The organism is Pseudomonas sp. S2_C03 (genome assembly GCF_054668405.1).
On sequence record NZ_CP162766.1, the window covers coordinates 5,901,253 to 5,920,782 of the forward strand.

The following is a 19,530-nucleotide window of genomic DNA, read 5'->3' on the forward strand; positions in this document are numbered from 1 at the left end:
AGAAATCCCCATGTTGCATATCTTCTGTCCTCACTGCGGCGAACTGCGCTCCGAAGAGGAATTCCACGCATCCGGCCAGGCGCACATCCCGCGTCCACTGGACCCCAACAGCTGCACCGACGAGGAGTGGGGCGACTACATGTTCTTCCGCGACAACCCTCGCGGCCTGCACCATGAACTGTGGATCCACGCCGCCGGTTGCCGTCAGTACTTCAACGCCACCCGCGACACCGTGACCTACGAGATTCTGGAAACCTACAAGATCGGCACCAAGCCCCAATTCACCGACAAGACCGAGAGCCCGAAAGCGGCCGCCACGGCTCTGGGAGAGAAGGTATGAGCCAGACCAATCGCCTGTCCAACGGAGGACGGATCGACCGCAACAAAGTCCTGAGCTTCACCTTCAACGGCCAGAGCTACAAAGGTTTTGAAGGCGACTCGCTGGCCGCAGCGCTGCTGGCCAACGGCGTTGACATCATCGGTCGCAGCTTCAAATATTCGCGCCCACGCGGCATTTTCGCTGCCGGTGCCGAAGAGCCGAACGCGGTGCTGCAGATCGGCGCCACCGAAGCCACGCAAATCCCGAACGTGCGCGCCACTCAACAAGCGCTGTACCAAGGCCTGGTCGCCACCAGCACCAACGGCTGGCCAAGCGTGAACAACGACATGATGGGGATTCTCGGCAAGGTCGGCGGCAAGCTGATGCCTCCGGGCTTCTACTACAAAACCTTCATGTACCCGCAATCGTTCTGGATGACTTACGAAAAGTACATCCGCAAGGCGGCGGGCCTCGGCCGTTCGCCGACCGAGAACGATCCGGACACCTACGACTACATGAACCAGCACTGCGACGTGCTGATCGTCGGCGCCGGCCCCGCAGGCCTGGCCGCTGCACTGGCGGCTGCGCGCAGCGGCGCCCGGGTGATCATCGCCGATGAACAGGAAGAGTTCGGCGGCAGCCTGCTCGACTCCCGCGAAAGCCTGGACGGCAAGCCGGCCATGGAATGGGTCGCCAGCGTCATTTCGGAACTCACGAACACCCCGGACGTGCTGCTGTTGCCGCGCGCCACCGTCAACGGCTACCACGACCATAACTTCCTGACCATTCACGAGCGCCTGACCGATCACCTGGGCGATCGCGCCCCGATTGGCCAGGTTCGCCAGCGCATCCACCGGGTTCGCGCCAAGCGCGTGGTCCTGGCGACCGGTGCTCACGAGCGTCCATTGGTTTACGGCAACAACGACGTGCCGGGCAACATGCTGGCCGGCGCGGTGTCGACTTACGTCCGTCGTTACGGCGTGGCACCGGGCAAGAAACTGGTGCTCTCGACCAACAATGACCACGCCTACCGCGTGGCCCTGGATTGGCTCGATGCCAGCCTGCAAGTGGTGGCCATCGCCGACGCCCGCAGCAACCCGCGCGGTGCGTTGGTGGAAGAAGCGCGCGCCAAAGGCATTCGCATCCTGACCGGCAGCGCCGTGATCGAGACCCGTGGCACCAAACGCGTGACCGCTGCCCGCGTGGCCGCGATCGATGTAAAAGCCCATGCGGTGACCAGCCCGGGCGAATGGCTCGATTGCGACTTGATTGCCAGCTCCGGTGGTTACAGCCCGGTGGTTCACCTGGCCTCGCACTTGGGTGGCAAGCCGATCTGGCGTGAAGACATCCTCGGTTTCGTACCGGGCGAAGCACCGCAGAAGCGCGTGTGCGTCGGTGGCATCAATGGTGTCTACGCGCTGGGTGATTCCCTGGCCGACGGTTTTGAAGGAGGCGCTCGTGCGGCCAGCGAAGCCGGTTTCGCCGTGGTCGAAGGCACCTTGCCCAAAGCCCTGAGCCGTCTCGAAGAACCGACCCTGGCGCTATTCCAGGTGCCGCACGAGAAGAACTCGGCGCGTGCACCGAAGCAATTCGTCGACCTGCAAAACGATGTGACGGCGGGGGGTATCGAACTGGCGACCCGCGAGGGCTTCGAGTCGGTCGAACACGTCAAACGCTACACCGCGCTGGGCTTCGGCACCGACCAGGGCAAGCTCGGCAACGTCAACGGCCTGGCCATCGCCGCCCGTTCGCTGAACGTGACCATCCCGCAGATGGGCACCACCATGTTCCGTCCGAACTACACGCCGGTGACCTTCGGCGCCGTGGCCGGTCGTCACTGTGGGCACATCTTCGAGCCAGTGCGTTTCACCGCGCTGCATCACTGGCACGTGAAGAACGGCGCCGAGTTTGAAGACGTCGGTCAGTGGAAGCGTCCGTGGTACTTCCCGAAAAACGGTGAAGACATCCACGCGGCGGTCAAACGCGAATGCAAAGCCGTGCGCGACAGCGTCGGCCTGCTGGACGCCTCGACCCTGGGCAAGATCGACATCCAGGGGCCGGACGCGCGTGAGTTCCTCAACCGCATCTACACCAACGCCTGGACCAAGCTGGACGTGGGCAAGGCGCGTTACGGCCTGATGTGCAAGGAAGACGGCATGGTGTTCGACGACGGCGTAACCGCCTGTCTCGCCGACAACCATTTCGTCATGACCACCACCACCGGCGGCGCGGCACGTGTGCTGCAATGGCTGGAAATCTACCAGCAGACCGAATGGCCTGACCTGAAGGTGTACTTCACCTCCGTGACGGATCACTGGGCGACCATGACCCTGTCCGGGCCGAACAGCCGCAAGCTGCTCAGCGAAGTCACCGACGTTGATTTGAGCAACGAAGCGTTCCCGTTCATGACCTGGAAAGAAGGCCTGGTGGGTGGCGTGCCGGCGCGTGTGTTCCGGATTTCGTTTACCGGTGAGCTGTCGTACGAAGTCAACGTGCAGGCCGATTACGCGATGGGCGTGCTCGAGAAAATCGTCGAGGCTGGCAAAAAGTACAACCTGACGCCGTACGGTACCGAAACCATGCACATCCTGCGGGCCGAGAAGGGCTTCATCATCGTCGGCCAGGACACCGACGGCTCGATGACCCCCGACGACCTGAACATGGGCTGGTGCGTGGGTCGCACCAAACCGTTCTCGTGGATCGGCCAGCGCGGCATGAACCGTGAAGACTGCGTACGTGACCAGCGCAAGCAACTGGTGGGCCTCAAGCCGGTCGACCCGACCAAATGGCTGCCGGAAGGTGCGCAACTGGTGTTCAACACCAAGCAGTCGATCCCGATGACCATGGTCGGCCACGTCACCTCCAGCTACCTGCACAACTCCCTGGGCTATTCGTTTGCCATGGGCGTGGTCAAGGGTGGGCTGAAGCGCCTGGGTGAGCGCGTGTTCGCACCGCTGGCCGACGGCAGCGTGATCGAGGCAGAGATTGTTTCTTCGGTGTTCTTTGATCCGAAGGGTGAGCGCCAGAACGTTTAACACCACAGTCCCTGTGGGAGCGGGCTTGTCGGCCCGCCGCATCGCCGCGATAGCGTCAGGCCAGACAAAACAACTGTGACTGACATACCGCTATCGCTGGCAAGCCAGCTCCCACAGAGAACACAGAATTCAGAAAGGGTGCCTTATGACCGCAGCCAACGTTTACCAACAACGCCCAACCACCGGGGCTAAAGCCGAGTCGTCGCTGCATCATGCCGACCTCGCCAGCCTGGTGGGCAAGGGTCGCAAGAGCGCCGGCGTGACCGTGCGCGAGAAAAAACTTCTGGGCCACCTGACCATTCGTGGCGATGCTCATGACGCCGCGTTCGCCACCGGCGTGCACAAGGCCCTGGGCATCGAGCTGCCGGGTGCGCTGACCGTCATCGTCAAGGGCGAGACCAGTCTGCAATGGATGGGCCCGGACGAATGGCTGCTGATCGTGCCGAGCGGTGAAGAATTCGAGGCCGAGAAAAAGCTGCGTGAAGCCCTGGGCGATCTGCACATCCAGATCGTCAACGTCAGCGGCGGCCAGCAGATCCTCGAACTGAGTGGCCCCAACGTGCGCCAGGTGCTGATGAAGTCCACCAGCTACGACGTACACCCCAACAGTTTCCCAGTGGGCAAGGCCGTTGGCACCGTGTTCGCCAAGTCGCAACTGGTGATCCGCCACACCGCCGAAGACACCTGGGAACTGCTGATCCGCCGCAGCTTCTCGGACTACTGGTGGCTGTGGCTGCAAGATGCCTCGGCCGAGTACGGCCTGGCCGTGCAGCCCTGATGACTGCTCTTCCTGTAGGAGCGAGCATGCTCGCGATGGTCGTCAACGATGACGTTGGCTTTCTGAATACCAGCGGTGTCTGCGCCACCATCGCGAGCATGCTCGCTCCTACAGGCCACCTTCGCTTCTGGAGTCACCCGCTATGAGCCGCGCCCCAGACACATGGATCCTGACCGCCGACTGCCCCAGCGTACTCGGCACCGTGGACGCGGTGACCCGCTTTCTGTTCGAGCAGGGCTGCTACGTCACCGAGCACCATTCGTTCGATGACCGGCTCTCGGGCCGCTTTTTCATTCGAGTGGAATTCCGTCAGCCCGACGGCTTCGACGAACAGTCTTTCCGCGCCGGCCTGCAAGAGCGTGGCGAGACGTTCGGCATGGTCTTCGAACTGACGCCGCCGCATTACCGGCCGAAAGTGGTGATCATGGTCTCCAAGGCCGATCACTGCCTCAACGACCTGCTTTATCGCCAGCGCATCGGCCAGTTGTCGATGGACGTGGCGGCGGTGGTGTCCAACCATCCGGATCTCAAGCCGCTGGCCGACTGGCACCAGATTCCGTACTACCATTTCCCCCTGGACCCGAACGACAAGCCGTCGCAGGAGCGCCAGGTATTGCAGGTGATCGAAGAGGCCGGTGCCGAACTGGTGATCCTTGCGCGCTACATGCAGGTGTTGTCGCCGGAACTGTGCCGCAAGCTCGATGGCAAGGCGATCAACATCCATCACTCCCTACTGCCCGGTTTCAAGGGCGCCAAGCCTTACCACCAGGCTTACAACAAGGGCGTGAAACTGGTCGGCGCGACGGCGCATTACATCAACAACGACCTGGACGAAGGCCCGATCATCGCCCAGGGCGTGGAGGTGGTGGATCACAGCCATTACCCGGAAGACTTGATCGCCAAGGGGCGGGATATCGAAGGCCTGACGTTGGCGCGGGCGGTGGGGTATCACATCGAAAGAAGAGTGTTCCTCAACGCGAACAGGACAGTCGTTTTATAGCTGCAAGCCTTTAGCTCCAAGCCGCAAGAAAACGCGGTGTGTACACTTCTTGCGGCTTGTAGCTTGCCGCTGGAAGCTCAACCACGCTCTATCCAACAACAATTACAGAGGTGATGGCATGTCTGGCAATCGTGGTGTGGTGTATCTCGGCGCTGGCAAGGTCGAAGTACAGAAAATCGACTATCCGAAAATGCAGGACCCGCGCGGCAGGAAGATCGAGCACGGTGTCATCCTGCGTGTGGTGTCCACCAACATTTGTGGTTCCGACCAGCACATGGTGCGTGGCCGTACCACCGCTCAAACCGGTCTGGTCCTGGGTCACGAAATCACCGGTGAAGTGATCGAGAAAGGCAGCGACGTCGAGAACCTGAAAATCGGCGACCTGGTGTCCGTACCGTTCAACGTGGCTTGCGGGCGCTGCCGTTCCTGCAAGGAGCAACACACCGGCGTGTGCCTGACCGTCAACCCGGCCCGTGCTGGTGGCGCTTACGGCTACGTCGACATGGGCGACTGGACCGGCGGCCAGGCCGAATACGTGCTGGTGCCGTACGCTGACTTCAACCTGCTGAAACTGCCGGACCGCGACAAGGCCATGGAAAAAATCCGTGACCTGACCTGCCTCTCCGACATCCTGCCCACCGGCTACCACGGTGCCGTCACCGCCGGTGTCGGCCCAGGCAGCACCGTGTACATCGCCGGTGCGGGCCCGGTCGGCCTGGCCGCTGCCGCTTCGGCGCGCCTGCTGGGTGCGGCGGTGGTGATCATCGGCGACGTCAACACCATCCGCCTGGCCCACGCCAAGGCCCAGGGTTTTGAAATCGTCGACCTGTCCAAGGACGCGCCGCTGCACGAGCAGATCGCCGCGCTGCTGGGCGAGCCGGAAGTGGATTGCGCCGTCGACTGCGTGGGCTTCGAAGCCCGTGGCCACGGCCATGACGGCGTGAAACACGAAGCCCCGGCTACCGTGCTCAACTCCCTGATGGGCGTGGTACGCGTTGCCGGCAAGATCGGCATCCCCGGCCTCTACGTCACCGAAGACCCGGGCGCTGTCGACGCTGCCGCCAAAATGGGCAGCCTGAGCATCCGCTTCGGCCTGGGCTGGGCCAAATCCCACAGCTTCCACACCGGCCAGACTCCGGTGATGAAGTACAACCGTGCGCTGATGCAAGCCATCATGTGGGACCGCATCAACATCGCTGAAGTGGTGGGCGTACAGGTCATCAGCCTGGACCAGGCACCAGAAGGCTACGGCGAGTTCGATGCCGGCGTGCCGAAGAAGTTTGTGATCGACCCGCACAAGATGTTTAGTGCGGCGTAAGTAATACGCGCAAGGAAAAGGGCGACGCAATGTCGCCCTTTTCTATTGGCCCGCCCCCGCCCCTGTAGGAGCGAGCATGCTCGCGATGGACTCGAAAACGCCACGGGGTGTCAGGTACCCAGCGTTATCGTTGACGGCCATCGCGAGCAAGCTCGCTCCTACAGGTTTTTTTGTTTCAGGCAATTGGGTCGAGTTGATCCAGCACGCGGTTCACCGAGATTTCCGCCAGCATGACGATTTGGGCGATGCCCAGCAGGGTGTTGCGGCCGGCGCCGGTTTCGCGGTCGGCGAGGTCCAGGGTGATGACGTTGGCCGAGGCCAGTGATTCGCTGATACTGCCGAGCAGGTCCTGGACGTGGACGTTGGGATTGACGCTGTACATCGAACACGGTTTGCGGGGTTTGGCTTTGATGTCGGCGGCGGAGGCTGGGGTTTCGTCGGTGTTGGGTGAATCAGGTTTGGCCTTGCGCATCGGAGGGACCTCTGTTGGATGCCTTCCCCTGTGTGCCGCTAAGCGAAGTGGGGTGGCAGCTGCACGCAGGTTAGCGGACCGGGATCCCTCAGCCGGTGCGCCCGAAGGCGCCCTGCGTGCAGCCACCATGAAACCGCAGGCATGGGGAGATGCCTGTTTGGTGGACGCATGTGCAAGCTGGGGGATCGTCGGCCGCTAAGCCCGACCACTGAGGTTCAGTGGCGAGTCAACGATAGAGCCCATGGCCTGGCTGCACTAGCCGGCGGATTCTGGGTGGGGCGTAGGGAACGACGCAAGGTTTTGTGGCTTTCAGGAAGTAACTGGAGGTGGTTTTAAACATCACCGATAAACAGGGAGGATTTCTGACGGCTTTTGCCTTTGGGTGATTATTTCCAGAGGGTTATCGGGAAAGCTCTGACAGCTTCGGTGTACTGGCTGCCGTCTTCGCGGGCAAGCCCGCTCCCACAGGGAACAATACCTGCCGATCCCAGTCCAACAAACTGTTTCAACCGCCCATTCCCGGGCGGTTTTTCGTTGAGGATGTCTGAATGAAGGTTTCACGCGGTTTGGTACTGGCATCGCTCATGACCCTGGCCGCCGGGCCGGTGTTCGCGCAGTTCAGCCTGGGCGATGCGGCCAATGCCATTGCCGGCATGAAGGGCGAAAACGCTGCCACGCAGGCCGCGCCGACCTCCGAGACGGCTGATCTGCTCGGCGCGCTCAGCCAGTTGGACGTGACCCCGCAACAAGCCGTCGGCGGCGCCGGGGCGATGCTCGGTCTGGCCAAAAATCAATTGAGCACCACCGACTACGCCGAACTGGCCAAGAGTGTGCCGGGCATCGACAAGTTGTCGGGCGGCGGCGAGCTGGGCGCGCTGGCCAGCCTGCTCGGTCCCAATGGCAAGGCCGCCGGCCTCGACAACGCCTTGGGCAATGTCAAGGATGCCAACGACCTGAACAATGCTTTCAGCGCGCTGGGCATGGACAGCGGCATGATCGGCCAGTTTGCCCCGGTGATTTTGCAATACCTGGGTCAGCAGGGCGTTGGCGGCTCACTGCTGCAAAGCCTGGGCGGTATCTGGGGCACCGGCAGCTGATTCAGCGGCTTTCGCTGCGCAGGGTGGCGATACGCTGGTCTTTCTCGGTCCAGAGCTGGTTGACCCAGTTCTGCACCGATTCGCGAAACACCGGGTCATTTTCGTAATCGCCCTGCCACAGCACCGGGTCGAGTTCGCGGGTCCGGATGTCGATGATCACCCTTGGCACGTTGCCGCTGATCAGGTCCCAGAACCCCGGGATCTTCGCCTGCGGGTAAACCACCGTCACATCGAGAATCGCGTCCAGCTGTTCACCCATCGCCGCCAGTACGAACGCCACGCCGCCCGCCTTGGGCTTGAGCAGGTGGCTGAACGGTGATTGCTGCTGGGTGCTTTTTGCCGGGGTGTAACGGGTGCCTTCCAGGTAATTCACCACGGTCACCGGCTGGCGCTTGAACAGCTCACAGGCGGCTTTGGTGATTTCCAGGTCCTTGCCTGCCAGTTCCGGATTTTTCGCGATAAACGCCTTGGTGTAGCGCTTCATGAACGGGTAATCCAGCGCCCACCACGCCAGCCCCAGGAACGGCACCCAGATCAGTTCTTTCTTGAGGAAGAACTTGAAGAACGGTGTGCGTCGGTTGAGTGTCTGGATCAGCGCCGGGATATCGACCCAGGATTGATGGTTGCTGATCACCAGGTACGAAGTGTCGCGCTGCAGCCCATCGTCGCCGCGAATGTCCCATTGGGTCGGGATGCACAGGTGAAAGATCAGTTTGTCGATCTCCGACCAGGTCTCGGCGATCCACATCACCGCCCCGGACGCGTAGTCGCGAAAGCGGCCGGGCAGGACCAGCTTGAGCAGGGCAAACACCATCAACGGCCCGATCAGGATCAGGGTGTTGAGCAACAGCAGCAGGGCGACGAAACAGCCAGTGAGCAGGCGGCGCATGGGCGACTCTTGAAAGCGGTTGAGCGGGCCATGATAAGCAGGTTCGGGTGGGAGGCCAAATTCGTGGTGACGAATGTTTCACCTGGCAATCGGTAAGCTCAAAGAAATTTGGCCTGACATGTCGGCCCCTTCGCGAGCAAGCCCGCTCCCACAGGGGCGACTCGATACCTGTGGGAGCGGGCTTGCTCGCGATAGCGGTTTCAGCGCGAACCAATCCCTCGCTGACGGTCTAAAATCCCGCTGCCCCTTTCTAAAGGACACCGATCACGTGAAATCTTTACTCGCAATTTTGTCCCTCGTCGCCCTGCCAGTCATGGCCGCCGAACCCACCCTGTACGGCCGCTACGAATACATCGCCCTGCCGGAAATCGGCGGTGAAGTGCTCAAGGCGAAAATGGACACCGGCGCCCTGACCGCCTCCCTGTCGGCCAAGGACATCGAAACCTTCACCCGCGACGGCGAAGACTGGGTGCGGTTCCGCCTGGCCACCAAGGGCGCGAGCAACAAGGTGTACGAGCACAAGATCGCGCGCATCAGCAAGATCAAGACCCGCTCCGAAGAGGATGACGACGAAGAAGTGGCGTCACCGACCAAGCGCCCGGTGGTCGACCTGGAACTGTGCCTGGGCAACGTCAAGCGCACTGTCGAGGTCAACCTCACCGACCGCAGCAGCTTTAACTATCCATTGCTGATCGGCGCCAAGGCGTTGCGCGAGTTTGGCGCGGCGGTGAACCCGGCTCGGCGATACACTGCGGATAAGCCGGATTGTTGAGAGGGGGATACTCGTTTCCCCCTCTCTGTGGGGCATCCGGTCCCTCACTGATTTTTCAGCGCATCTTCGTATGAGGGTGGCGGTGGCCTGTGAAAAAAATCACCTGCTGAAGGATCTTCCAAAAGCCTGGAAGAGGGCAATCCGCCTGACCAGGTATTTCGCAGGTCACGGTTCAATTCGATGTAGTCTCTTGTCTGCTCAATAAGCCCACTGTAGTAATCATGGTTAAAATTATTTTTAGCACCAAATGCTGCCTGCAGGTCTGTTAATGCCACTTCCCGTGCAATCAATAATTTAATATTTTCATCCACCAGTTCGTGCGGGGAGTCTGAAAAAATCTCATGTGGGTTCGATTTAAGTTGATTGGTCAAAGAAGATTTTTTTGTAAAATATTGCTTTGGAGTGAGCTTTGCTTTTTTTGCGAGTTTGGCGACTGCTTTTTCTCCTCCGAGCCTTTCGAGGGATTCATTAAGCAGGCGTACCGTCGTGTCAGTGAGCTTTCTAGAAGGGTGCGTAGTGGTGGATCTCTTCGATAAATTTTTATTGAGACCCTTGAGCAGTGAATTAAACCACGACCCTTTGCTAAACCAGAACCGACCATTTGGATCACGTCGGTTGATAGGATCACCCGCGCAATAAACATATGCATTAATGCCCCCGCGGCCAAAAGGGCTCCACCTGTCCGGGCTATTGAATCTCATTAATACTGGATTGAACGCGCGGTAGCCGTTACCTAAAGGGTAGTGTCCGGTAATAGTGTCTGGTCGTTCGCCGTTATAATTAAGTAGGCTTAACTGACCTCTACAGGCAGGATGAAAACCGTAGGGTGAATAAGCAATGGCCTGTAACTGAGTCACATCCATTGCTTTTAGTATTGAGAATTGTTGGTCGGCTGCCAGCAAGGCCGTAGTTGTCTTGCCATTTTCTTGGCAAAGTTCAGCCAAAGGTTGTTTAGCGTTTTGAAAAAAACTGGTTTGCAGGTTGCCTTGGAGCTCCGTACAAATTTGGTTTTTGCGGTAAAAGCGCTGCAACGGTGAGCCACCCGGGTATGAAAATCCGGTCTGACGGTCCAATGGGTCGTAGCTGTAAAGGCACAGAAGTCTTTGAACAGATGAGCCCGACATGGCGATTTTCTCTTGCAATGCGTGTTGACTGGAGCACGCAGCATTGACGTATTTCTATTTTTTGGCCACTAGCAGAACTGATAGTCACGCTGACTCACTCTAGTGGATTGACGTCCACCGCCCCTTGGTTCACCGTTCGCCCACTCCACTGACCGGGCTCGGACGCCATGCCTCATATCCTGATTGTCGAAGACGAAGCGGCGATTGCCGATACGCTGATTTTTGCCTTGCAGGGCGAGGGTTTCAGCACCACGTGGCTGACCCTTGGAGCGGCGGCGCTGGAGCATCAGCAACAGACGCCGGCGGACCTGATCATTCTTGACGTCGGCCTGCCTGACATCACAGGTTTTGAAACCTGCAAGCAATTGCGGCGTTTCTCCGAGGTCCCGGTGATTTTTCTCACGGCGCGGGACGCGGAGATCGATCGGGTGGTGGGCCTGGAGATTGGCGCTGACGATTACGTGGTCAAGCCGTTCAGCCCCCGCGAGGTGACGGCCCGGGTTCGGGCGATCCTCAAGCGCGTGGCGCCGAGAACGGCCGCTGAAACTGATTCCACACTGTTTCGCATCGACCCTGAGCGGGTGCAGATCAGTTATCGCAGCCAGCCGCTGACCCTGACCCGTCACGAATTCCGCCTGCTGCAATGCCTGCTCGAGCAACCCGAGCGGGTGTTCAGCCGCGAGCAGTTGCTCGATGCGCTTGGCGTGGCTCCTGACGCCGGTTACGAACGCAGCATCGACAGCCACATCAAGAGCGTGCGCGCCAAGTTGCGCGGGGTGAAGGCCGACGCCGAGCCGATCCAGACCCATCGCGGGCTCGGTTACAGCTACAGCCCGGGTAACAGCTGATGTCGCTGGGCATCCGGATTTTCCTGGTGTATGTGCTGTTCGTTGGCCTGACCGGTTATTTCGTGCTGAGTACGGTGATGGAGGAAATCCGCCCCGGCGTGCGCCAGTCCACGGAGGAAACCCTGGTGGACACGGCCAACCTGATGGCGGAGATCCTGCGCGACGACTTCAAGGCCGGCACCCTCAACCAGAACCGCTGGCCGCAGTTGCTCAAGGCCTACGGCGAACGGCAGCCGAAGGCGAGCATCTGGGGTTTGCCGAAAAATCAGGTCAACCATCGCATCTACGTCACCGACGCCAAGGGCATCGTGGTGCTGGATTCCAGCGGCACGGCTGTCGGCCAGAATTACTCGCGCTGGAACGATGTGTACCTGACCCTGCGCGGCGAGTACGGTGCGCGTTCGACTCGCAGCGATCCGAACGATGCCAGCTCTTCGGTGATGCACGTGGGCGCGGCGATTCGCGACAACGGCCAGATCATAGGCGTGGTCACGGTGGCGAAGCCCAATAGTTCGCTGCAGCCCTATGTGGATCGCACCGAGCGTCGGTTGTTGGCCTATGGCGCCGGGTTGATCGGCTTGGGCCTGTTGTTCGGCGCGTTGTTGTCGTGGTGGCTGAGTGCAGCATTGCGACGCCTGACCGCATATGCGCAGGCGGTGAGCGAGGGGCGACGGGTTGAGGTGCCGCACTACCGAGGCGGCGAGCTGGAGCAACTGGCGAGCGCGGTGGAACAGATGCGTACGCAGCTCGAGGGCAAGGCTTACGTGGAGCGTTACGTGCACACCCTTACCCATGAATTGAAAAGCCCGCTGGCGGCGATTCGCGGTGCGGCGGAGCTGTTGCAGGGCGAGATGCCGTTGACGCAACGCCAGCGCTTTGTCAGCAACATCGACAATGAAAGCGTGCGGATGCAGCAGTTGATCGAGCGGTTGTTGAATCTGGCGCTGGTGGAACAACGTCAGGGGCTGGAAGAGCGCGTGGCGGTACCGCTGGCGGGTCTGGTGGATGAGTTGCTGGGTGCTCAGGCCGGGCGTATCGAAGGCAAGCAGTTGCGCGTGGAACGGGCTATTCCTGATGATCTGCTGGTGAACGGTGAGCCGTTCCTGCTGCGCCAGGCGCTGGCGAATCTGCTGGAAAATGCCCTGGATTTCACGCCGGTTCAGGGGCTGTTGCGTTTCAGTGCCGCACGAGTTGGCGGGCAGGTCGAATTCAAACTGTTCAACCAGGCTGAAGCGATTCCCGACTATGCATTGCCGCGTTTAAGTGAGCGTTTCTATTCGCTGCCGCGTCCGGACAGTGGGCGCAAGAGCACCGGGTTGGGGCTTAATTTTGTCGAGGAAGTGGCCAAGTTGCATGGTGGAGTGTTGAGGATCGGCAATGTTGAGGGTGGGGTGGAAGTCACCTTGTGCTTGCCTTGAGACCGAGTTGCCGCCATCGCGACGGTTCGACGCTTCGACAAGCTCGCTCCTACAGGTGAGCGCGGTTCTTGTAGGATCGGGCCCACCCTGTCTCCACACAATCTCCATAAACCCCACATAAAGCGCCCACATACCGGGCCCAGACTCTCCCTATCCAAACAGGGAGAGTCCCATGAACCGCAATCTGACCTTGAAACTCGGGGCCATTGCCCTGCTGATTTTGCTGCTGCTGATCCCGCTGTTGATGATCAACGGCGTCATCCAGGAGCGCCAGCAACTGCGTGACGGTGTGCTGGAAGACATCGCCCGCAGCTCCAGCTACAGCCAGCAATTGAGCGGGCCGCTGATGGTGGTGCCGTATCGCAAGGTGGTACGTACCTGGAAACTCAACGAAAAGACCAACAAGCGGTATCAGGAAGTCGGCGAGGAGCGCGGTCGTTTGTACTTCCTGCCGGAGCGCTTCGAACTCGACGGCGAGGTAGCCACCGAACTGCGCGCCCGGGGTATTTATCAGGCGCGACTGTTCCATGCCGACAATCGCATCAACGGGCATTTTTCCCTGCCGGCGCAACTGGGCATCAAGGAGGACTTCGCCGATTACCAGTTCGACCAGCCGTTCCTGGCGGTGGGCATCAGCGACATTCGCGGCATCGAGAACGCCCTGAAACTCGAACTCAACGGCCAGCGCCTGGACTTCGTGCCCGGCAGCCAGGTGGGGTGGCTGGGCGAGGGTGTTCACGTGATGTTGCCGGCGCTGGATGCCAAACAAAACACCGAGCTGGCATTCGCGTTCGACCTGAAACTGCAAGGCACCGGGCAGTTGCAGGTGGTGCCGGTGGGCAAAACCAGCAGCGTCTCGCTGACCGCCAACTGGCCGCACCCCAGCTTCATCGGCAACTACCTGCCGGCCAAGCGTGACATCACCGAGCAAGGCTTCTCCGCCGAATGGCAAACAACGTTTTTCTCCACCAACCTGCAAGAAGCCCTGAACGATTGCGTGCTGCGCCGCAGCTGCGAAGCGTTCAACGGCCGCAGCTTCGGGGTGAGCTTCATCGACCCGGTGGACCAGTATTTGAAAAGCGACCGGGCGATCAAGTACGCGCTGCTGTTCATCGTCCTGACCTTCGCTGGCTTCTTCCTCTTCGAAGTGCTGAAAAGCCTCGCGGTGCACCCAGTGCAGTACGCGTTGGTGGGGGTGGCCCTGGCGTTCTTCTACCTGCTGTTGCTGTCGTTGTCCGAACACATCGGCTTCGCCCTGGCCTATCTCGCGTCGGCCAGTGCCTGTGTGGTGTTGATCGGCTTCTACGTCTGCCACGTGCTGCACAGCGTGCGCCACGGCCTGAGTTTTTCGGCGGGACTGGCGGCGTTGTATGGCCTGCTTTACGGGTTGCTGAGCGCCGAGGACTACGCGTTGTTGATGGGCTCGGGGTTGTTGTTTGGGGTGTTGGGGGTGTTCATGGTGCTGACCCGGAAGCTGGATTGGTATGGGGTGGGGCAGAAGGTGGGCAAGCCGGTGGCGTTTGATCTGGGAGAGGTGAAATGAGCCGGTGGGTGGGGTTGCGGGAGGATCAGCGAGAAGGGGAGAGGCTGGTGGTATTGGTCTGTGAGTTGTTTGCGTCGGAGCCGGTGGGATGGCATCGCGAGCAGATCGAATCGTCGCCCCGTCGCTCCCTCCTTAGATCGAGCCGTGAGCAACAACGCGATCAACTGTGGGGGCGACGATTCGACTTGCTCGCGATGAGGCCAACCCGGTCAGCGAAAACCTAAACCTTGGGCATCGTCGCCAGCATCGACGGCCGTTGGCTGACTTCGAAAAACCAGGCGGCCAGTTGCGGGTTGGCCTCGCGCCAGGCCAGGTCCGGGTGGCGCAGATCGATGTAGCCCAGGGCACACGCGACGCTGATGGCGGCCACGTCGAAGTGGCTGGTCAGTTCGGCGATCGCGTCTTTTTCCAGCAGGGCCAGGGCGCGGCGGATTTTGTCGCGCTGGCCATCGAGCCACTCGGCCCAGTGTTTTTGCGGGGCACGCAGGGCGACTTCGTAGCGGACCAGCACGGCGGCGTCCATGATGCCGTCGGCCATCGAGGCCAGGGTCAGGCGGCGCCAGCGGGCCGAGCCCTCGCGGGGGATCAGCGGGTTGCCGACGTGCTGGTGGTCGAGGTAGTCGAGGATCACCCGGCTGTCGTGGATGACGCTGCCGTCGGCGAGGCGCAGGGCCGGGATTTTGCTCAGCGGGTTGTCGTCGATCAGCGCCTGGTCCGGGTCGACCGGGGTGAGTACGCAGTTTTGCAGCGCGACGCGGTCCTGCTGGCCGGTTTCGTGCAGCAGCACCATGACTTTGCGAACGAAGGGCGAGAGGGGGTTGTGGTACAGGGTCATGCTCGGGGTGGACATGGCTGCGTCTCGGGCGGTGGCGGAGGTGGGCAGCATAGCGTGTTGGGGCAGGGGCTTGAATACTCCATTCCCCCTGTAGGAGCAGCCGGTCGACGCTCGATTGCTCGCGATGGCGGTGTGTCAGCCAGCATTGCTATCAACTGATACACCGCATCGCGAGCAAGCTCGCTCCTACAGGGGGCGGTTAGTGTCGACGCAGAAGGCCGCGCAGGGCCAGGGCGGCGGGAATGCCCAAGCCGAGCCAGCTCAGCGCATCCCAGGCGCCGTCGCCGAGCAACGCGGCAAACAACCCTGCGGCGGTCAGCAAGGCGATCACCGTGGGCGTGGCGAAGACTTTCCAGAAGTTCGATTGCCGGGGCCTCATGCGCTGGCCTCGGCTTTTTCCAAGACGGGTTTGGCGGCCTTGCGCCGCACTACCCACAGGTAAACACCGCTGCCGAGCACGATGATGGTCAGCACGTCGAGGGTGGCCCAGAGGATTTTCATCGGCATGCCGCCGTAATCACCGAAGTGCAGGGGCTGCGACATGCCCATGGCGTCCATGTACCAGGGGCGCTCGACCACGGCGGTGACCTCAAGATTGCTGGCGTCGATCAGGATCGGCGTCAACAGGTGCGAGGTCAGGTGCGTGCTGCCTTTCATGAACACCGCGTAATGGTGCTCGCTGGAAAAACGCGTACCGGGGAAGGCGATGAAATCCGGACGCATGCCAGGTGCAGCATCGCGGGCGATGTCGAGCAGGCGGGTGGCCGGGGCCAGTTGGGTCAGCGGCGGCGCATCGCGGTACGGCGCGATCATCGTGCTGAGCGTGTCGTTGCGCCATTGGGCGATGAGCAAGTCGGCGCAGGCGCTGATCACGCCGGTAACGCCCACCACCAGCGCCCAGGTCAGGGTGACCACGCCTATCAGGTTGTGCAGGTCGAGCCAACGCAGGCGGGTGGATTTGTCCTGGCGCACGGTGGCGAATTTCAGCCGTCGCATGAACGGCAGGTACAACACCGTCCCGGAGACAATCGCCACCACGAACAGGATGCCCATGAACGCCAGCAACAGCTTGCCCGGCAAGTCGGCAAACATGTCCACGTGCAGGCGCAGCATGAACATCATGAAACCGCCGTTGGCCGACGGCATTTCCAGCGCTTGCCCGGTGCGGGCGTCGAGCATGAACGTGTGCGACGAGTTGGGCTCGGTGCCAGCGGTGGCTGCCATGATCGCAATGGCGCCATTGGGTTCGTCTTCGTCGAAGCCGAAATACTGCATGACTTCGCCGGGACGATGTTTTTCTGCTGCCTGCACCAGTTGCTGCAAATTAAGCTGCGGGGTATCGGCCGGCATGACCTTCAACTCCGGTGCATCACCCAGCAGATGATCGATCTCGTGATGGAAGATCAGCGGCAGGCCGGTGAGTGCCAGCATCAGCAGGAATACCGTGCAGATCAAGCTGGTCCAGGTGTGGACGAAGGACCAGCGGCGGATTGTTTTGCTTTTCATAACCCATCCAAATGCCAAAAGGTCACGGCTGACCGTGACCCCTGGGTGGTTGCGCACCGCTCAGTGGCTTACCACTTGTAGTTCACGCCCGCGATGACGTTACGTTCGTCGCCGTAGTAGCACCACGTGCCGTCACAGGTCGACAGATAATCCTTGTTGAACAGGTTCTTCGCGGTGACATCCACCGAGATCCCTGCCAGCGCCGGGTTCAGGCGGCTCAAGTCGTAATGCACGGCGGCGTCGTAAACGGTGTAGGAACCTACATGACCGTTGGCGGTGTTAGCGGTGTTGCCGTAAGTGTCGCCGACATAACGCACGCCAGCCCCTACGCCGAACCCGTCGAGCACGCCCGCGTGCCACGTGTAGTCGGACCACAACGAGGCCTGGTTACGCGGGACCAGTTTCATCCGGTTGCCCTTATCGTCGCCCTTGAGGATCTCGGTATCGGTGTAGGTGTAGGAACCCACCAGTTTCAGGTTGTCGGTCACGTCGGACGTGGCTTCAAGCTCAATACCGCGCACTTTCAGCTCGCCGATCTGGCTGGTGACGTTGTTCTGCGAAACCGATACGTTTTCCTGGCGCAGGTCGAACGCGGCAGCGGTGAGCAGGGTGCGGCTGCCCGGCGGCTGGTACTTCACGCCGATCTCGGTCTGCTTGCCTTCAGTGGGCTTGAATCCCTCGGTCGCACGGGCGTCGGCACCCATCGACGGCTGGAACGACTCCGTGTAGGAAATGTAGGGGGTGATACCGGAGTCAAAGACATAGCTCAGGCCGGCATTACCGCTGAAGGCCTTGTCGCGCTGGGTGTTGGTCGCATCGTTCTGGTTGTTGAATGTCGTCGCGCTGTGAATCCAGTCCTCACGGCCACCCAAGGTCAGGCGCCATTTGTCCAAGGAAATCTGGTCCTGAGCATAGAGGCCGGTCTGGTTGGTCTTCTGGTTGTAGTCGTAGAACGTGGCGTAGGAAACATTTGAGAAGTCCGCACCACGAATCGGGTGAATCACGTTGCTGGTTGGCGCAGTGCCTTCCAGCCATTTGTAGTTGGTGTTTGTGCGCTGGTGATCCAGGCCCAGCAGGACGACGTGGCTTAGCGCACCGGTCTGGAAGTCAGCCTGAAAGTTGTTGTCGACGGCGAACTGGCTGATGTCCTCGTCGACCTTGTCGACCAAGCGGCTCAGGGTGCCGTCCGGCGCTACGACGTCACCGAAGGACGCGTAGGCTTGCTGGAAGGACAGATCGCTTTTGGTATAGCGCAGGTTCTGTTTGAACTGCCAGACATCGTTCAGGCGATGGTCGAAGGCGTAGCCCAGGGCGTAGTAGGTGCGATCATAGTGATCGGAGTCCGGATCACCCAGGTTCTTGTGGTGGGAAATTTTCGCCCCGGCCGGCGAGGCCAGCTTGGTGCCTTGCAATGGCAGGAATTGACCGCTGACCCCGGTATCGTCGCGAGTGAACTGCGAGAGGAATGTCAGGTGCGTGTCATCGTCGACATTCCAGGTCAGGCTCGGTGCCAAGTTATAGCGCTTGTCATCGGTGTGGTCGACCGGCATACCGCTGTCACGCACCACGCCGTCGACGCGGTAGAGAAACTGACCTTCGTCATCGATCTTGCCGGTGCTGTCGAAGCTCATCTGCTTGCGGTTATTGCTGCCCACTTCAGCGCGTACTTCGTGGCTGGCAATGGCATCTGGACGGCGGCTGACCATATCGAGCATGCCGCCCGGTGGAGTCTGGCCGTATACCGAAGAGGCAGGCCCGCGCAGGAGCGTGATGCGTTCCAGGTCCCAGGTTTCGGCCTTGGGGTTGGCGTAGGAACCTTTTGGCAGCGGCAGGCCATCAAGGAACTGGGTCGGTTCGAAGCCACGTACGCGCAGCCAGTCGGCCCGCGAGTCGCTGCCGTAGCTACTGGCGATCACGCCTGGCATGTAACGCACGGCGTCATCGAGATTCTGCACGCCACGATCTTCCATCTGCGCGCGGGTGATCACCGACATCGAGCGTGGTGCTTCGACAATGGGCGTATCGGTTTTTGTGCCGGCAGCCGTGCGGGTAGCCACATATCCCTCCACCGGCCCCCAAGCGCTTTCGGTGTTCTCGACACCGATGATCGCCGTTTCCGGCAGCGCCATCACGCCCTCTGGTGCGGCCACAAGGCTGTAGGTGCCGGTGCCGCTCTGTTCCAGTTGCAAGCCGGTGCCACGCAGGGCAGCGCGCAAGGCGCCAACGGCGTCGTACTGGCCGCTGACCGGAGCCGATGTCTTTCCCGCCGCCAGGGATGGGTTCAACGAAAGGGCAAGGCCCGACTGGCTGGCGATCTGGTTCAGGGTGCTGGCCAAAGGCGCAGCCGGCAGGTTATAGGCGCGAACGTTGGACGCTTGCTCAGCGGCGATCAGTGGGCTGCTGGCCAGCGGGGTACAGAGGGCAATGGCTACCGCCAGCAAACTGGGGCGCAACAAGGTGTCGAGCGAACGGGACATGGGATGGCTCCTGAAAGGGAATACTTCTCAATTGCCTGTGTGCCGAACGAGATGTGCAAAGTGATAGGGGTGGATGAAAATAATTTTTATTCAGGGGGT

General features: G+C 60.8%; 17 protein-coding genes. 10 read left to right on the forward strand and 7 right to left on the reverse strand.

Annotated features, from left to right (window positions below; translation table 11 throughout):
• Positions 1-10 precede the first annotated feature (10 nt).
• The 5 genes from AB4N64_RS27165 (at position 11) to fdhA (ending at position 6,450) form a co-directional block, all read left to right on the forward strand.
• A complete protein-coding gene (locus AB4N64_RS27165; RefSeq protein ID WP_368555738.1) occupies positions 11-340 on the forward strand; it encodes a sarcosine oxidase subunit delta in 330 nt (109 codons plus the stop codon).
• Positions 337-3,354 (forward strand): sarcosine oxidase subunit alpha, encoded by a 3,018-nt coding sequence (locus tag AB4N64_RS27170; RefSeq protein ID WP_460120206.1) that lies wholly within the window; start codon positions 337-339, stop codon positions 3,352-3,354. The genes AB4N64_RS27165 and AB4N64_RS27170 overlap by 4 nt, the downstream gene beginning before the upstream one ends.
• A gap of 145 nt (positions 3,355-3,499) precedes the next feature.
• Positions 3,500-4,132: a sarcosine oxidase subunit gamma gene (locus AB4N64_RS27175; RefSeq protein ID WP_460120208.1), complete on the forward strand. Its 633-nt coding sequence runs from the start codon at positions 3,500-3,502 to the stop codon at positions 4,130-4,132.
• 142 nt (positions 4,133-4,274) lie between these two features.
• Entirely contained in the window at positions 4,275-5,132 is an 858-nt protein-coding gene (gene purU / locus AB4N64_RS27180; protein ID WP_460120210.1) for a formyltetrahydrofolate deformylase, read from the forward strand.
• A 118-nt stretch (positions 5,133-5,250) separates the two neighbouring features.
• Positions 5,251-6,450 (forward strand): formaldehyde dehydrogenase, glutathione-independent, encoded by a 1,200-nt coding sequence (fdhA, locus tag AB4N64_RS27185; RefSeq protein ID WP_027617107.1) that lies wholly within the window; start codon positions 5,251-5,253, stop codon positions 6,448-6,450.
• A 175-nt stretch (positions 6,451-6,625) separates the two neighbouring features.
• Here fdhA and AB4N64_RS27190 read toward each other — a convergent pair whose 3' ends face one another.
• Entirely contained in the window at positions 6,626-6,922 is a 297-nt protein-coding gene (locus tag AB4N64_RS27190) for a DUF6124 family protein (RefSeq protein ID WP_460120213.1), read from the reverse strand.
• A gap of 548 nt (positions 6,923-7,470) precedes the next feature.
• Here AB4N64_RS27190 and AB4N64_RS27195 point away from each other — a divergent pair.
• Positions 7,471-8,019 (forward strand): DUF2780 domain-containing protein, encoded by a 549-nt coding sequence (locus AB4N64_RS27195; protein ID WP_460120214.1) that lies wholly within the window; start codon positions 7,471-7,473, stop codon positions 8,017-8,019.
• 1 nt (position 8,020) lies between these two features.
• Here the strand turns inward: AB4N64_RS27195 and AB4N64_RS27200 are convergent, their stop codons facing one another.
• Entirely contained in the window at positions 8,021-8,908 is an 888-nt protein-coding gene (locus AB4N64_RS27200) for an acyltransferase (protein ID WP_460120216.1), read from the reverse strand.
• A 268-nt stretch (positions 8,909-9,176) separates the two neighbouring features.
• Between AB4N64_RS27200 and rloA2 the strand changes: the two genes are divergently transcribed.
• Positions 9,177-9,680, forward strand: coding sequence for a retropepsin-like aspartic peptidase RloA2 (gene rloA2, locus AB4N64_RS27205; RefSeq protein ID WP_460120218.1), 504 nt, complete (start codon positions 9,177-9,179; stop codon positions 9,678-9,680).
• Between the two features lie 44 nt (positions 9,681-9,724).
• On the opposite strand, the gene AB4N64_RS27210 is transcribed toward rloA2, so the two are convergent.
• Positions 9,725-10,804: an RHS repeat-associated core domain-containing protein gene (locus tag AB4N64_RS27210; protein ID WP_460120220.1), complete on the reverse strand. Its 1,080-nt coding sequence runs from the start codon at positions 10,802-10,804 to the stop codon at positions 9,725-9,727.
• Positions 10,805-10,971: 167 nt separating this feature from the next.
• Between AB4N64_RS27210 and creB the strand changes: the two genes are divergently transcribed.
• The 3 genes from creB (at position 10,972) to creD (ending at position 14,613) form a co-directional block, all read left to right on the forward strand.
• Positions 10,972-11,652: a two-component system response regulator CreB gene (creB, locus tag AB4N64_RS27215; protein WP_460120222.1), complete on the forward strand. Its 681-nt coding sequence runs from the start codon at positions 10,972-10,974 to the stop codon at positions 11,650-11,652.
• Entirely contained in the window at positions 11,652-13,070 is a 1,419-nt protein-coding gene (gene creC, locus AB4N64_RS27220) for a two-component system sensor histidine kinase CreC (protein ID WP_460120224.1), read from the forward strand. The genes creB and creC overlap by 1 nt, the downstream gene beginning before the upstream one ends.
• 172 nt (positions 13,071-13,242) lie before the next feature.
• The gene (creD, locus tag AB4N64_RS27225) at positions 13,243-14,613 is read left to right on the forward strand and encodes a cell envelope integrity protein CreD (protein ID WP_460120226.1); all 1,371 of its coding nucleotides are present in this window, start codon (positions 13,243-13,245) and stop codon (positions 14,611-14,613) included.
• 220 nt (positions 14,614-14,833) lie between these two features.
• On the opposite strand, the gene AB4N64_RS27230 is transcribed toward creD, so the two are convergent.
• From AB4N64_RS27230 to AB4N64_RS27245, 4 genes are all read right to left on the reverse strand, one after another.
• The gene (locus AB4N64_RS27230) at positions 14,834-15,499 is read right to left on the reverse strand and encodes a glutathione S-transferase (protein ID WP_460120228.1); all 666 of its coding nucleotides are present in this window, start codon (positions 15,497-15,499) and stop codon (positions 14,834-14,836) included.
• 148 nt (positions 15,500-15,647) lie between these two features.
• A complete protein-coding gene (locus tag AB4N64_RS27235) occupies positions 15,648-15,827 on the reverse strand; it encodes a hypothetical protein (protein ID WP_460120230.1) in 180 nt (59 codons plus the stop codon).
• Positions 15,824-16,954, reverse strand: coding sequence for a PepSY-associated TM helix domain-containing protein (locus AB4N64_RS27240; protein WP_460120232.1), 1,131 nt, complete (start codon positions 16,952-16,954; stop codon positions 15,824-15,826). Before AB4N64_RS27240 ends, AB4N64_RS27235 begins: the two co-directional genes overlap by 4 nt.
• Positions 16,955-17,022: 68 nt before the next feature.
• The gene (locus AB4N64_RS27245) at positions 17,023-19,431 is read right to left on the reverse strand and encodes a TonB-dependent siderophore receptor (protein WP_460120234.1); all 2,409 of its coding nucleotides are present in this window, start codon (positions 19,429-19,431) and stop codon (positions 17,023-17,025) included.
• Between the last annotated feature and the right edge of the window lie 99 nt (positions 19,432-19,530).

What these genes read in the sequence shown, in the direction of transcription:
- AB4N64_RS27235 (WP_460120230.1), bottom strand. Translation starts at nt 15,827, where the DNA reads ATGAGGCCCCGGCAATCGAACTTCTGGAAAGTCTTCGCCACGCCCACG.
- AB4N64_RS27175 (WP_460120208.1), top strand. Translation starts at nt 3,500, where the DNA reads ATGACCGCAGCCAACGTTTACCAACAACGCCCAACCACCGGGGCTAAA.
- AB4N64_RS27170 (WP_460120206.1), top strand. Translation starts at nt 337, where the DNA reads ATGAGCCAGACCAATCGCCTGTCCAACGGAGGACGGATCGACCGCAAC.
- AB4N64_RS27190 (WP_460120213.1), bottom strand. Translation starts at nt 6,922, where the DNA reads ATGCGCAAGGCCAAACCTGATTCACCCAACACCGACGAAACCCCAGCC.
- creD (WP_460120226.1), top strand. Translation starts at nt 13,243, where the DNA reads ATGAACCGCAATCTGACCTTGAAACTCGGGGCCATTGCCCTGCTGATT.
- creC (WP_460120224.1), top strand. Translation starts at nt 11,652, where the DNA reads ATGTCGCTGGGCATCCGGATTTTCCTGGTGTATGTGCTGTTCGTTGGC.
- AB4N64_RS27240 (WP_460120232.1), bottom strand. Translation starts at nt 16,954, where the DNA reads ATGAAAAGCAAAACAATCCGCCGCTGGTCCTTCGTCCACACCTGGACC.
- AB4N64_RS27195 (WP_460120214.1), top strand. Translation starts at nt 7,471, where the DNA reads ATGAAGGTTTCACGCGGTTTGGTACTGGCATCGCTCATGACCCTGGCC.
- AB4N64_RS27245 (WP_460120234.1), bottom strand. Translation starts at nt 19,431, where the DNA reads ATGTCCCGTTCGCTCGACACCTTGTTGCGCCCCAGTTTGCTGGCGGTA.
- AB4N64_RS27200 (WP_460120216.1), bottom strand. Translation starts at nt 8,908, where the DNA reads ATGCGCCGCCTGCTCACTGGCTGTTTCGTCGCCCTGCTGCTGTTGCTC.
- AB4N64_RS27165 (WP_368555738.1), top strand. Translation starts at nt 11, where the DNA reads ATGTTGCATATCTTCTGTCCTCACTGCGGCGAACTGCGCTCCGAAGAG.
- AB4N64_RS27230 (WP_460120228.1), bottom strand. Translation starts at nt 15,499, where the DNA reads ATGCTGCCCACCTCCGCCACCGCCCGAGACGCAGCCATGTCCACCCCG.
- purU (WP_460120210.1), top strand. Translation starts at nt 4,275, where the DNA reads ATGAGCCGCGCCCCAGACACATGGATCCTGACCGCCGACTGCCCCAGC.
- AB4N64_RS27210 (WP_460120220.1), bottom strand. Translation starts at nt 10,804, where the DNA reads ATGTCGGGCTCATCTGTTCAAAGACTTCTGTGCCTTTACAGCTACGAC.
- fdhA (WP_027617107.1), top strand. Translation starts at nt 5,251, where the DNA reads ATGTCTGGCAATCGTGGTGTGGTGTATCTCGGCGCTGGCAAGGTCGAA.
- creB (WP_460120222.1), top strand. Translation starts at nt 10,972, where the DNA reads ATGCCTCATATCCTGATTGTCGAAGACGAAGCGGCGATTGCCGATACG.